11 protein-coding genes are annotated in these 13,331 nt (G+C 55.3%); 4 read left to right on the plus strand and 7 right to left on the minus strand.

Annotation, left to right across the window (positions count from 1 at the left end; genetic code table 11):
- Positions 1–89: 89 nt before the first annotated feature.
- The 4 genes from thyA to rppH all read right to left on the minus strand — a co-directional run bounded on the left by thyA (position 90) and on the right by rppH (position 4,749).
- Complete coding sequence (gene thyA, locus ACMGGX_RS05590; protein WP_014885081.1) at positions 90–884, minus strand: thymidylate synthase; 795 nt, start codon at positions 882–884, stop codon at positions 90–92.
- Positions 885–890: 6 nt separating this feature from the next.
- Entirely contained in the window at positions 891–1,766 is an 876-nt protein-coding gene (gene lgt, locus ACMGGX_RS05595) for a prolipoprotein diacylglyceryl transferase (protein ID WP_023309046.1), read from the minus strand.
- Positions 1,767–1,959: 193 nt separating this feature from the next.
- Entirely contained in the window at positions 1,960–4,206 is a 2,247-nt protein-coding gene (gene ptsP, locus ACMGGX_RS05600; protein WP_023309047.1) for a phosphoenolpyruvate--protein phosphotransferase, read from the minus strand.
- Between the two features lie 12 nt (positions 4,207–4,218).
- Positions 4,219–4,749, minus strand: a complete 531-nt coding sequence (gene rppH, locus ACMGGX_RS05605; RefSeq protein ID WP_013098553.1) for an RNA pyrophosphohydrolase — start codon at positions 4,747–4,749, stop codon at positions 4,219–4,221.
- Positions 4,750–5,432: 683 nt separating this feature from the next.
- On the opposite strand from rppH, the gene mutH reads away from it, so the two are divergent.
- The 3 genes from mutH (at position 5,433) to ACMGGX_RS05620 (ending at position 7,644) form a co-directional block, all read left to right on the plus strand.
- The gene (gene mutH, locus ACMGGX_RS05610) at positions 5,433–6,125 is read left to right on the plus strand and encodes a DNA mismatch repair endonuclease MutH (protein ID WP_420298149.1); all 693 of its coding nucleotides are present in this window, start codon (positions 5,433–5,435) and stop codon (positions 6,123–6,125) included.
- Positions 6,126–6,253: 128 nt separating this feature from the next.
- Positions 6,254–6,472, plus strand: coding sequence for a YgdI/YgdR family lipoprotein (locus ACMGGX_RS05615; protein WP_008499668.1), 219 nt, complete (start codon positions 6,254–6,256; stop codon positions 6,470–6,472).
- 131 nt (positions 6,473–6,603) lie between these two features.
- Complete coding sequence (locus ACMGGX_RS05620; RefSeq protein WP_038417288.1) at positions 6,604–7,644, plus strand: NADP(H)-dependent aldo-keto reductase; 1,041 nt, start codon at positions 6,604–6,606, stop codon at positions 7,642–7,644.
- A gap of 93 nt (positions 7,645–7,737) precedes the next feature.
- Here ACMGGX_RS05620 and lplT read toward each other — a convergent pair whose 3' ends face one another.
- The gene (gene lplT, locus ACMGGX_RS05625) at positions 7,738–8,931 is read right to left on the minus strand and encodes a lysophospholipid transporter LplT (protein WP_047060028.1); all 1,194 of its coding nucleotides are present in this window, start codon (positions 8,929–8,931) and stop codon (positions 7,738–7,740) included.
- Positions 8,924–11,083, minus strand: coding sequence for a bifunctional acyl-ACP--phospholipid O-acyltransferase/long-chain-fatty-acid--ACP ligase (gene aas, locus ACMGGX_RS05630; protein WP_348561818.1), 2,160 nt, complete (start codon positions 11,081–11,083; stop codon positions 8,924–8,926). Before aas ends, lplT begins: the two co-directional genes overlap by 8 nt.
- 623 nt (positions 11,084–11,706) lie before the next feature.
- On the opposite strand from aas, the gene galR reads away from it, so the two are divergent.
- On the plus strand, positions 11,707–12,723 hold the full coding sequence (galR, locus tag ACMGGX_RS05635; RefSeq protein ID WP_023309052.1) for an HTH-type transcriptional regulator GalR: 1,017 nt from the start codon (positions 11,707–11,709) through the stop codon (positions 12,721–12,723).
- On the opposite strand, the gene ACMGGX_RS05640 is transcribed toward galR, so the two are convergent.
- Positions 12,684–13,169 carry a GNAT family N-acetyltransferase gene (locus ACMGGX_RS05640; RefSeq protein ID WP_348561817.1) on the minus strand — a complete coding sequence of 162 codons (486 nt, stop codon included), beginning with the start codon at positions 13,167–13,169 and terminating at the stop codon, positions 12,684–12,686. The genes galR and ACMGGX_RS05640 overlap by 40 nt on opposite strands.
- Positions 13,170–13,331 lie beyond the last annotated feature (162 nt).

Genomic DNA, 13,331 nt, shown 5'->3' on the forward strand with positions numbered 1-13,331 from the left:
CACGCTTTCTGGATAGCGCTTCGGGAAACGGGATAAAGGCGAAAAAAAACCGGCGCTAAACAGCACCGGTTGTGTCACGCTTTATCGCATCAGATAGCGACAGGCGCTTTGATGCCAGGATGCGGGTCATAGCCCTCAATCTCGAAATCATCAAAGCGGTAGTCGAAGATTGAAGCCGGTTTGCGCTTGATAATCAGCTTCGGCAGAGCACGCGGTTCGCGAGTCAGCTGGAGATGCGTCTGTTCCATATGGTTGCTGTAAAGATGGGTGTCCCCACCGGTCCAGACAAAATCACCCACTTCCAGATCGCACTGCTGCGCCATCATGTGGACCAACAGCGCATAGCTGGCAATGTTAAACGGCAGGCCGAGGAACACGTCACAGGAGCGCTGGTAGAGCTGACAAGAAAGCTTTCCATCCGCCACATAGAACTGGAAGAACGCATGGCACGGTGCCAGCGCCATTTTATCCAGCTCGCCGACGTTCCAGGCGGAAACGATGATTCGGCGCGAGTCCGGATCGTTTTTCAGCTGGTTCATCACGGTGGTGATCTGGTCAATATGGCGACCATCAGGCGTTGGCCAGGCGCGCCACTGCTTGCCGTAAACCGGGCCCAGGTTGCCATTTTCATCTGCCCACTCATCCCAGATTGAGACGTTATTTTCGTGCAGATACGCAACGTTTGTATCGCCTTGCAGGAACCAGAGCAGTTCATGAATGATCGAGCGCAGGTGGCAGCGCTTTGTCGTCACCAGTGGGAAGCCTTCTTGCAGATTGAAGCGCATCTGGTGGCCAAAAATGGAGAGCGTACCGGTGCCGGTGCGGTCGTTTTTCGGCGTGCCCTCGTCGAGCACTTTTTTCATCAATTCAAGATACTGTTTCATGGTTCCTCAGGAAATTTGTTGCTGTGGACGACGACGATACGCCCAAATCATCATAATGGCACCCGCGACAATCATCGGAATGGAGAGGATCTGCCCCATGCTGATGTACTGTACCCATTCGCCGGTAAACTGTGCGTCAGGCTGACGGAAGAACTCGACGATAATACGGAATGCGCCGTAGCCAATCAGGAACAGGCCGGAGACAGCGCCCATCGGACGCGGTTTGCGGATAAACAGGTTGAGGATGATAAACAGCACCACGCCTTCCAGCGCCAGCTCGTACAGCTGAGACATATGGCGCGGCAGAACGCCGTAGGTATCAAAAATGGACTGCCACTCCGGGTGTGATGGCAGCAGCGCGATATCCTCTGCGCGGGAGCCCGGGAAGAGCATCGTGTACGGCACGCTCGGGTCGACGCGGCCCCACAGCTCACCGTTGATAAAGTTACCCAGACGACCAGCGCCGAGACCAAACGGGATCAGCGGTGCGATAAAATCTGAAACCTGGAAGAAGTTGCGTTTGGTGCGTTTGGCAAAAATCACCATCACCAGGATCACCCCAATCAGGCCGCCGTGGAAGGACATGCCGCCGTCCCAGACGCGGAACAGATAGAGAGGGTCATTCAGGAATACCGGGAAGTTATAGAACAGCACGTACCCAATACGGCCACCGAGGAACACGCCGAGGAAGCCCGCATACAGCAGGTTTTCAACTTCGTTTTTCGTCCAGCCGCTGCCCGGACGACTGGCGCGACGGCCAGCGAGCCACATGGCAAAAATGAAGCCCACCAGGTACATCAGACCGTACCAGTGAAGCGAAACAGGTCCTACTGAGAAAATGACCGGATCAAATTCCGGAAAATGCAGATAACCACTGTTCATCTGTCACCACAAGATGTTGTTATTCCGCTGAAAGTGGACAGCGGTAGAAATGCGATTCTGCCGTAAGCAGAGGCTCCAAAGTTGCGAATCATAGCACAAGGCGGGCGCGGAGGATGCGCCAGAGATGTAAAAGATGTGTATAGGGTTTTATGCGCGCTGGATCCCTCTCCCGGAGGGAGAGGCAGGAAGATGATTAACGGCCGCCGCGGATCAGGCCGCCCATACCGCGCCGTTCCATAAACGCCGCGACCTGATGACGAACCTCAGCGGCCAGCTGCGCGTCAAGGCTGCGTTCAGCCAGCTCGCGGGCATCGTTGATGTCGATATGCCGCAGCAGGTACTTCACGCGGGCGACAGCGCGACCGTTCATCGACAGATGGCGATATCCCAGACCAATCAGGATCGCAACGCACATTGAATCCCCGGCCATTTCACCGCACAGGCGTAAATCAATGCCGTACTGTTCCGCTTCACGGGCAATCATTGCTAACGCGCGAATGATCGCCGGATGCAGGCTGTCGTAGATACTGGCGACACGGGTATTGTTACGGTCGACGGCCAGAATATATTGCGTCAGGTCGTTCGTGCCGACAGAGATAAAATCAACACGGTTTGCCAGCTGCGGCAGCATAAAGACCATAGACGGCACTTCAAGCATCACCCCGATCCGCGGTTTCGGGATCGCATAGCCGATCATCTCTTCCACTTCACGGCCTGCACGTTCGATCAGTCGCCGGGACTCGTCGATCTCATCAATGCTGGTGACCATCGGGAGTAAGATGCTGAGATTGCCCGTCGCCGCGTTGGCGCGCAGCATTGCACGCACCTGGATCAGGAAGATCTCCGGCTGATCGAGCGTAATGCGGATCCCACGCCAGCCCAGGCACGGGTTTTCTTCGCTGATCGGCATATAGGGCAGCTGTTTATCCGCGCCGACATCCAGGGTTCGCAGGGTGACAGGTTTGTCGTTAAACATCTGCAGCATCCCCTGATACTGCGCCACCTGCTCCTCTTCGGAGGGGAAACCGCTCTGCAGCATGAACGGGATTTCAGTACGGTACAGGCCAATACCGTCGATGCGGCTGCCAAGCTTTTCTTCATGCTCAGGGCTTAAACCGGCGTTGAGCATGACTTTGATCCGCTCACCGCTCTTAAGCTGTGCGGGCAGGTTAACGTCATCCTCCGCCAGCTTGCTTAATTCATTCTCTTCGCTGATAAGACGCTGGTATTCCTGGAGCAGAACCGGCTCAGGATCGACCAGCAGCTCACCGCGATAGCCGTCAACCACCAGCGTACGGCGGTGCAGTACCGACGGCTGGATATCGGCCCCCATAACGGTTGGGATACCCAGCGCGCGCACCATAATGGCGGCATGCGAGTTGGCGGCGCCATCGCGCACCACCACACCGGCCAGCCTGTCCTGAGGCAGTTCAGCCAGCGTCGTTGCCGAGAGCTCATCGGCGACCAGCACAAACCGTTTTGGCCAGGCATTCGGCCCCTGAATGGTGTCATCGAGATGGAACAGCAGACGCTGTCCCAGGGCGCGGAGATCGCCAGCCCGCTCTTTCAGGTAACCGTCGGTCAGTGCCGCAAATTGGTCGGCAAATTTTTCGATGACCTTCTTAACCGCCCACTCTGCGACCGAGCCTTTATCCACTTCCGCAAAAAGCTCACGACGCAGACGCGCATCGGAGAGCAGGTGCGAATAGAGGTCGAAGATGGCCGCCGTCTCTTTCTGTGCGCCTGCGGCAAAGCGCTTGCTGTAACGACGAAATTCATTCGCCGCCTCTTCCAGCGCGGCGGTAAGACGCTCGCGCTCAAGCGCTTCATCAAGCGTAGAGGCTTCGTAAACCTGCTCCATCAGCGGCAGCGTGGCGTCCATCCAGCCTTCCGCAATTGCTACGCCTGGCGATGCCGGAAGGGCACGAATGCGCGTATGGCGATACTGACCAAAGAGCGCGGCAAGCTGGGACTGGGAGAGGATCGCCGCCATCTGCGTGGCCAGCGTGACAAGGAAAGACTCTTCGCTTTCATCGTACTGACGTAGCTCGCGCTGCTGGACAACCAGCACGCCGAGCAGCTGGCGACGCTGGATAATCGGCACGCCAAGGAAAGCGCGGAAGCGCTCTTCTTTTACGGAAGGGATGTATTTAAAGCTGGGGTGTTTTTGCGCATCAGCAAGGTTGATGGGTTCAGCCAGCCGCCCAACCAGACCCACGATACCTTCATCAAATGCGAGCGTGACGGTGCGTCCACGTGGTTTTTTCAAACCACGGGTCGCCATCAGGTAATAGCAGCGCCGATCGTGGTCGGCCAGATACACCGAACAGACCTCGGTTTCCATCGCAAGACAGATGTCAGTGACCAGAATATTCAGCGCCTCGTTCAGACGCGGAGCACTGGCCACCTTCTCGACTATTTCTCGCAAGCGGGTGAGCATGATTTGCGTAGCTTAACCTCTTTTACGTCGCCATGCAGGTGCGCTCTGCGGCTTAGGCGGGATCTCCTGAAGCTGCATTACCACACTTGCAAACTCTTTCATCACCCTACGGTAAACATCGCGTTTAAATGACACGACCTGACGAACAGGATACCAATAGCTCACCCAGCGCCAGCCATCGAACTCCGGCGTACTGCTGGTTTGCATATTGATGTCTGAATCGTTGCCCACCAACTGCAACAGAAACCACTTCTGTTTCTGGCCGATACAAACCGGCTTTGTGTCCCAACGCACCAAACGTTTCGGTAACTTGTAACGCAACCAGTTGCGGGTCGAAGCCAGGATGCGAACATCTTTTCGGCTCAAACCGACCTCTTCAAAAAGCTCCCGGTACATCGCTTGTTCTGGGGACTCTCCCGGATTGATCCCGCCTTGCGGGAACTGCCAGGAGTGCTGACCATATCGCCGGGCCCACATTACCTGGCCCTGACGATTACAAATTACTATTCCTACGTTCGGGCGGTAGCCATCGTCATCAATCACCGGACTACCCCAAACTAAACCTTATATATGAATGATTGTTTCACACTACAGGGAGGCGGTAAACCACTCTCTTACAGGGCTGCAACCTAATAACATTTGAATAACTCACAAATAAGCACTGAGTTATAAACAGATGAGAGGCAGTGAAGGGAATTTTATTCACCTTTTCTGTGGATATAGTTGTGAAGAAGTGTCTGATTACCGATGAACAACCTCAAACCCTGCCTTGCCAACGCTTTCTCGTTATTTAAATAATCCAATATTTTTCATAAAGTTAAATGTATTTTTATGCACAAAAAACAGAATAGCGTGACGATCGTCACACCAGGGATCGTCGTGCTGATGAAAGATCGAACAGCGTCGGTTTTATCCACAGATTGTGCCAATAAGTTAGTCACAATTTGTTTGAAAATTCGATTTTCATCGCACGTCAAGGCTGTAAATTGAAACAGTAGTCAGGGTTATGCCCAGTTATCCCATTTTTCTGTGGATAACATGGTGTAAGATCCTGTTCATTGTCAGTGACCATATTTGAACAACCGGTTTTCTGGGTCTGGTGAAACGATTTAAAAGCAATAAAAAAACCTATAAATCATAGACATGGAATATTGGTACAGAAATAGTTAAACTCTATCCACAGGGGACAATTTCTTCGTTTATTTTTTAATCAAAAGGTTACCTTCATGCATCCGCTTACACCCTTGCTCTCACCGCCGTCCAGCGAGGACCAGTTGCTACAGCAGGCACAGCGTCTGGCAGGCTTTTCGCTTGGCGAGCTGGCGTCAATGGCAGGGCTTCAGATCCCGAAGGATCTGAAACGGGATAAAGGCTGGATCGGCATGCTGCTTGAGCTGTGGCTGGGTGCCAGCGCAGGGAGCAAACCCGAGCAGGATTTTGCAGCGCTTGGCGTGGAGTTAAAAACCATCCCCATAGACAGCCAGGGCAAGCCCCTTGAGACCACCTTCGTCTGCGTTGCGCCATTAACCGGCAACACCGGCGTGACGTGGGAAACCAGCCATGTTCGCCACAAGCTGAAGCGCGTGTTGTGGGTACCGGTTGAAGGTGAGCGTCAGATCCCGCTGGCTGAGCGTCGCGTTGGCGCGCCGCTGCTCTGGAGCCCGAACGACGATGAGGAGCAACAGCTGCGGCTGGACTGGGAGGAGCTGATGGACATGATTGTGCTTGGGCAGGTAGAGCGCATCACCGCCCGACACGGAGAAGTATTACAGCTGCGCCCGAAAGCGGCCAACAGCAAAGCACTTACCGAGGCAATCGGCGCGCAGGGCGAGCCGATACTGACGCTGCCGCGCGGTTTTTATCTCAAAAAGAATTTCACCGGCGCACTCCTGGCACGTCATTTCCTCTTAAAAACATAGTTTTTTACTTATTTTGCGAGCTCCCAAACATAATCGACTGCTTTTTAAGATTTTACCGCTTCCTCCTGTTGCAATATCAGGTTAAAACTAAACTATGATTTGATACGCGCCAGATGAGGACGATAACGATGAAAAAATGGGCAGTGTTAGTTTCAGCAGTCGGTTTAGCGTTTGCCGTATCGGGCTGTAGCAGCGATTACGTTATGGCGACAAAAGACGGTCGAATGATCCTGACCGACGGCAAACCCGAAGTCGACGATGATACCGGTCTGGTCAGCTACCGCGACCAGGAAGGCAATAAAATGCAGATTAATCGCGACGAAGTATCGCAAATTATCGAACGATAAACAGAGAGAGGTCAGTCGCTTGCTGGCCTTTTTGATTTTTTTCTTCCCCTTTTGCTTCCCCTCTGCCATGTTTATATTCCTTTGTCGGGCACGCCCTGACGCGGTCTATAAGTCTACTGAGGAAGCCGGCTATGCATTATCACCGTATCCCCCACAGCGCTCTTGAAATAAGCCAACTGGGGTTGGGCACGATGACATTTGGTGAACAAAACAGCGAAGCCGATGCCCATGCACAACTCGATTACGCCGTCAGCCAGGGGATTAACCTGATTGATGTCGCGGAGATGTACCCTGTTCCTCCACGTCCGGAAACGCAGGGACTTACCGAAACCTACGTCGGTAACTGGCTGGCAAAACACGGCAACCGTGAAAAGCTGGTGATTGCCTCAAAAGTCAGTGGTCCCGCGCGCAACAACGATACCGGGATCCGCCCGAATCAGATCCTCGATCGCAAGAATATCCGCGCCGCACTGGACGCCAGCCTGAAGCGCCTGCAAACCGACTACCTCGACCTGTATCAGGTGCACTGGCCGCAGCGCCCAACCAACTGCTTTGGTAAGCTCGGCTACAGCTGGAATGAGAGTGCCCCCGCCGTAACGCTGCTTGAAACGCTGGAAGCGCTGACCGAGTGCCAGCGCGCGGGAAAAATCCGCTACATTGGCGTCTCTAACGAAACGGCCTTTGGCGTAATGCGCTATCTGCACCTGGCGGATAAACACGATCTGCCGCGTATCGTCACCATCCAGAACCCGTACAGCCTGCTTAACCGTAGCTATGAGGTGGGTCTGGCCGAAGTGACGCAATATGAAGAAGTAGAACTGCTCGCCTATTCCTGTCTCGGCTTTGGCACGCTGACGGGGAAATACCTGAACGGCGCGAAACCGGCCGGGGCGCGAAATACCCTCTTTAGCCGCTTTACCCGCTACAGCGGCGAGCAGACGCAGAAAGCCGTTGCCGCCTATGTGGATATCGCAAAGCGTCACGGTCTTGACCCTGCCCAGATGGCGCTGGCCTTCGTGCGTCGTCAGCCGTTTGTTGCCAGCACCCTGCTGGGCGCGACCACGATGGAACAGCTGAAAACCAATATTGAGAGTTTCCACCTGAACCTGAGTGAAGAGGTGTTAGCGGAGATTGAAGCGGTGCATCAGGTTTATACGTATCCTGCGCCGTAATAAAAGCAAAACGGCAACGCACGTTGCCGTTTTTAGGGTTTGCTCCCTCTCCCTGTAGGAGAGGGCCGGAGTGAGGGCATCAGGCCGCACTTATCAGCGCCGACGTTGCCAGATCCACAATCCCGCAATCGCCAGCGCAAACAGCCCGCCAAACCCGACGCCAATCCCCACCACCGGCACACCGACTTTTACCGCCAGCGAGTAGAGCCCCAGCATTAGCAGCATCGCCAGGTTTTCACCCAGGTTTTGTACCGCGATGGCGTTCCCCGCCCCGACGGTCTGCTTGCCACGTTCCTGCAGCAACGCGTTCAGCGGTACCACGAAGAAACCGCCCAGAATACCAATCAGAATGAGGAGGACATACGCAGGCAATAATGCATGTTGCAGCGAGAAAATCAGCACCACAACGCCAATCAGGATCCCTGCGGGCATGCAGCGTGCTACCGTCTCGAGCGTCACCAGCTTCGCCGCCGCGCCAGCTCCCACCACAATGCCGATGGCCACCATCGCGTTAAGATAGGTCGGCGTCGCGTTGTCGGTAATTCCCAGCGCCACCGGCACCCACAGCACCAGCAGGAAGCGCAGCGTGACGCCCGCCCCCCAAAACATACTGGTTCCCATCAGGGAGAAACGCGTTTCTCCGTTACGCCACAGCACGCGACAGGCGGTAAAGAAACTGCCGGTCATCGGTTTAAAGCGCCAGGATTGCCCCGGGCGAGCCACAGGTAGCTTAGGAATAAACAGGTTCGCCACAACTGCCCCGCCATACACCACCGCGCAGATGCCCAGTGCTGCCAGGACATGCCAGTCGGCCAGTACGCCGCCCGCGACGGATCCGAGCAGGATTGCGGCGATGGTTGACGACTCCATCAGGCCGTTGGCTTTCACCAGCTTATCGCCCGTGGTCAGTTCTCCGAGAATGCCATACTTCGCCGGGGAGTAAGCGGCAGCGCCAATGCCCACCAGCGTGTAGCCAATAAACGGATTGAAGCCAAAGCAAATGCTGGCGGCACCCAGCAGCTTGAGACCGTTGGCAAACATCATCACCCGGCCTTTGGGGAAGCTGTCCGCCACCTGCCCGACGAACGGAGCAAAGATAATGTAAGCGCCCACAAACACCATCTGCAGGATCGGCTGGCTCCAGTCGGGGTAAAACTCGGCCTTCAGCAGCGCCAGCGTGGCAAACAGCAGCGCGTTATCACCAAACGCAGAGAGAAACTGCGCAGCGATAACGGCCATCATGCCTTTCGATCTGAGCGATGTGTTAGTGTGTACTGACTCACGCATTTTGCTGTTCCGCCTCTTCAACCATGCCTTTCAGGGTCACGAAATCGGGCTTCCCGCTACCCAGCACCGGGAGCTGCTTCAGGAAGCGAATATCGCGCGGCACCGCCAGTTCAGGAATACCGTGTTCACGCGCATAGCTCAGTAACCTGTCGCGCTTAAGCTCAGCGTCGGTCGTAAACAGCACCAGCGCCTCGCCTTTGCTGGCATCACTCTTCACCACCGTCGCATGCATCTTATCCGCGGAGACGGCCGTCGCCAGCTGCTCAACCATTTCCAGAGAGACCATTTCACCGGCGATTTTGGCGAAGCGCTTCGCGCGTCCCTGAATCTGTACAAAGCCTTGTTCATCAAAACGGACAATATCACCGGTGTCGTACCAGCCGGTTTCAACCTCGCCGTTGACGTTTTCAGCTGTCGGCACCTCAAGCACGCCTGGGTTTTCCACGCGCAGATAACCGTTCATCACGTTTGGCCCTTTCAGCTGCAGACGGCCACCGTCCTCAATGCCCGGCACGGCCAGCAGACGCGCATCCATCCCCGGCAGAATTCGACCCACCGTACCCGGCTTCGCCGCCATCGGTACGTTAATCGAGACCACGGGAGCACACTCGGTAACGCCATAGCCTTCGAGAATGCGCAGGCCAAACTTGTCCTGCCAGATCTGACGCGTGCTCTCCTGCAGTTTTTCCGCACCGGCCACCACATACCGCACGCGATAGAAATCATACGGATTGGCGAAGCGCGCGTAGTTGCCGAGGAACGTTGAGGTGCCGAACAGCACGGTGCAGTTACGGTCATACACCAGCTCCGGCACAATCCGATAATGCAGCGGGCTTGGGTAGAGGAACACTTCTGCGCCGGTCAGCAGCGGCGTAAACAGCCCCACCGTCAGGCCAAAGGAGTGGAACAGCGGCAGCGCCGACATAAAACGGTCATTCGCGGTAAAGTCGGCAATGCTTTTGATCTGCTCAACGTTCGCCAGAATGCTCTTGTGGCTGTGGACGACGCCTTTCGGGTTGCCCTCCGATCCCGACGTGAAGAGAATGATCGCGTCATCTTCCGGCTGCTGTTTGACCTGCGCCAGACGCGGCATCAGCAGGTGAGCAAAAATCCACAGCTTGTCGCCGGTGGTCACGTCCGCTTTCAGATCCTCCAGGAAGACCCAGCGCACCTGGGTGAGCTGCTCGGGAAGATGCCAGAGCTTGCCTTTGTCCAGGAACTGACGAGAGGTAAAGACGGTATTAATCTGCGCAGCGGTAATGGCGCTGGTCAGCCCTTTCACGCCCGCCGTGTAGTTCATCATTGCCGGGATGCGCCCCCGGGAAACCGCACCAAAAATCACCGCCGCGCTGATGCCTGCGTTAGGCAGCATCAGGCCAATCTTTTCGCCCTTTTTGCTGTACTTCTCCAGAATGCGGCCCACAAACAGGGTCTTAGTCAGCAGCTTGCGATAGGTATCCGGGGTAAAGTTGATGTCTTCGATGCAGTTTTTCTTCGCGCCATAGCGGTGCTGCGCGGAAAGCAGAGATTCGTACAGCGTTTCGCGCGGACGCACGGCCATGCGCGCTTCCATCATAATCTGATGCAGCATTTCCCCGGCGATTTTACGGCGATCGCGGGCACGCGGCGCGTCCGGCATCGGTAACGACGTGGGCGGCAGAATATGCAGCGTGATTTTTGGGAACAGACGCTGCTTCACCAGCCCTTTCAGGCGGCTGAAATGGGTCAACTCTGCGCCTTCAATGCGCAGCGGCACCACGGTCGCTTTTGATTTCGCGGCAACGAACCCCGCGCCGTCGTAGATTTTCATCAGCGAACCGGTCACTGAAATACGCCCTTCCGGAAAAATAACCACCGGACGCCCCTGCTCAACCAGACGCACCAGATGCTTAATCATCATCGGCTTTGTCGGGTCGAGCGGTACAAAATCAATCAGCGGCGCGAGCCAGCGCATGTACCACTGCTGGCTGATAGAGGTATAGACCGCAAACACCGGGCGCACGGGTAAAAATAGCGCCAGCAGAATGCCGTCTATAAAGGAAACATGATTTGGCGTGATAAGAACGCGTTCGCCGCGAAGCGCCTGGGCATCGCCAGTGACGCGGATGCGAAAAAGAATACGGAAGAGTGAACGGAAGAACCCAAATAGCATCTCAACTCCCTTTGCCAGCCAGTGTGGAGGGTTGATAGTAAATGGTGGCAGATTACACGAGAAGTGATACGGGAGCGACAGCAAAAGTGGAGGCGAAAAAAAACCTGCGCATCCGCGCAGGTTGGTGCAAGAGATGAGTACGAAACCGTACTAAGAATTCTCACCAATCAATACCTCTGGGATCTTGATTGTGGTCGTTCGACCTGCGCTTCGCCAGCAGGAAAACGCAAGGGAATGAGCCGAAGTGCAACCAGGTGTGAATATTTTCTATTGCTGTTACAGGTTGAACTTTCAGGCAAAAAAAAACCTGCGTAAAAACGCAGGCTGGTGTAAGCGTGTTAATCAACCGGAGTTGACTCCACCTATCAATACCTCTGGGATTTCGACTGTATCAACCTCTCTAACATCCTTGCCATCGGACAATCGCAACAGCCTGACGCAAAGTGTAACCAAAGGTTCAGATTGACATTCTTCAGACATGACTGCGCGTGTAACGATTACACTACCAGTGTTGTCCTGCGTCACGTTTGTGGAGAGCGAAAATCCGCTCCCCTTGAATGCGCGGCGCTTTTCCGCAACACTATTTGGTGTGTAAACGCTTACCCCCAATAAGAAGGTAATGAATGGCGACAATAAAGGATGTGGCCCGTCTGGCAGGTGTGTCTGTGGCAACCGTCTCTCGAGTGATTAACGACTCCCCAAAAGCCAGTGACGCATCGCGCCAGGCGGTACAAACCGCCATGGAATCCCTTAATTATCATCCCAATGCCAATGCCCGCGCGCTCGCCCAGCAGTCCACCGAAACCATTGGGCTGGTGGTGGGTGATGTTTCTGACCCCTTTTTCGGCGCCATGGTGAAAGCGGTTGAACAAGTCTCTTATCAGACAGGCAATTTTTTGCTGATCGGCAATGGCTATCATAATGAGCAAAAAGAACGCCAGGCCATCGAGCAGCTGATCCGCCACCGCTGCGCCGCGCTGGTGGTTCACGCCAAAATGATCCCGGATGCCGAGCTGATTCACCTGATGAAGCAGATGCCCGGGATGGTGATCATCAACCGCATTATTCCCGGGTTTGAAAAACGCTGTGTGGCCCTCGACGACCGCTACGGCGCCTGGCTTGCGACCCGTCATCTGATTCAACAGGGCCATACCCGGATTGGCTATCTCTGTTCCAATCATCCGATTTCTGATGCGGAAGACCGCCTGCAGGGCTACTACGACGCCCTGCGCGAAAACGGCCTGCCGTGTAATGACCGTCTGGTGGCCTACGGTGAACCGGATGAGAGCGGCGGTGAACAGGCCATGACCGAGCTGCTCGGTCGCGGACGAAATTTCACGGCGGTTGCCAGCTATAACGACTCGATGGCCGCAGGGGCAATGGGGGTGCTGAATGACAACGGGATTGAGGTACCGGCAGAAATTTCGCTGATTGGCTTCGATGACGTGCTGGTCTCTCGCTACGTGCGCCCGCGTCTGACCACCGTGCGCTACCCGATTATCACCATGGCAACGCAGGCCGCCGAGCTGGCGCTAGCGCTGGCTGAACAGCGCCAGCCGCCGGATATTACGCATCTGTTTAGCCCGACGCTGGTTCGCCGTCACTCCGTTGCATCGCCTGCGGAAGCGCAGAGCGAATAACGATAGAGGTGAACCCGGGTGTTGGGGTATTCCAGCCCATCACCGATATACTGCCAGCCGTAACGTTCGTAGAAGTCGCGGCAGGCAGACCAGAGGTGCAGTTCTTCATATCCCGCCTGCGCGGCCCAGGTAATAACGTGCTGCTGTAGCTTTCCTGCCAGCCCCTTGCCTCGCGCCGCGTCGTCAACGTAGAGCGCCGCCAGCCACGGAAAGAGATCCTGACGGGTAATCAAATCGCAGCGCCAGAGCCCTACCGTACCAACAAGCTGTTCGTCTTCTACGGCGATAAAGGTCAGCGGTAATGCTCCCTGCGTCTGGCTGTGCTCAATAATGCTGTGGAAAAATTCCCGAGAAAGCCCTTCGCCAAAGGCCTGCCAGAGCCAGTCGGTGACCTGCTCCGCATAGTGCGGTGCCTGGTAAAGCGGGAGGATGACACTCTTTTTCACGTTTCACCTGCGTTTTCTCATGTATTTGCTGGCCTGTCGCCCCAGCTCGGTTAGGCGATTATTTTACCAGAGTCAGACTATTTAGTTTTACTTCACGCAGGCCAGACGAATCGTGACCAAAAAGCGTGATCGTGGCAGAAGTTTTGCGCTTCCCGCATCGCT

It is taken from the genome of Enterobacter sp. BNK-29, assembly GCF_048684785.1.
GTDB lineage: Bacteria > Pseudomonadota > Gammaproteobacteria > Enterobacterales > Enterobacteriaceae > Enterobacter > Enterobacter cloacae_M.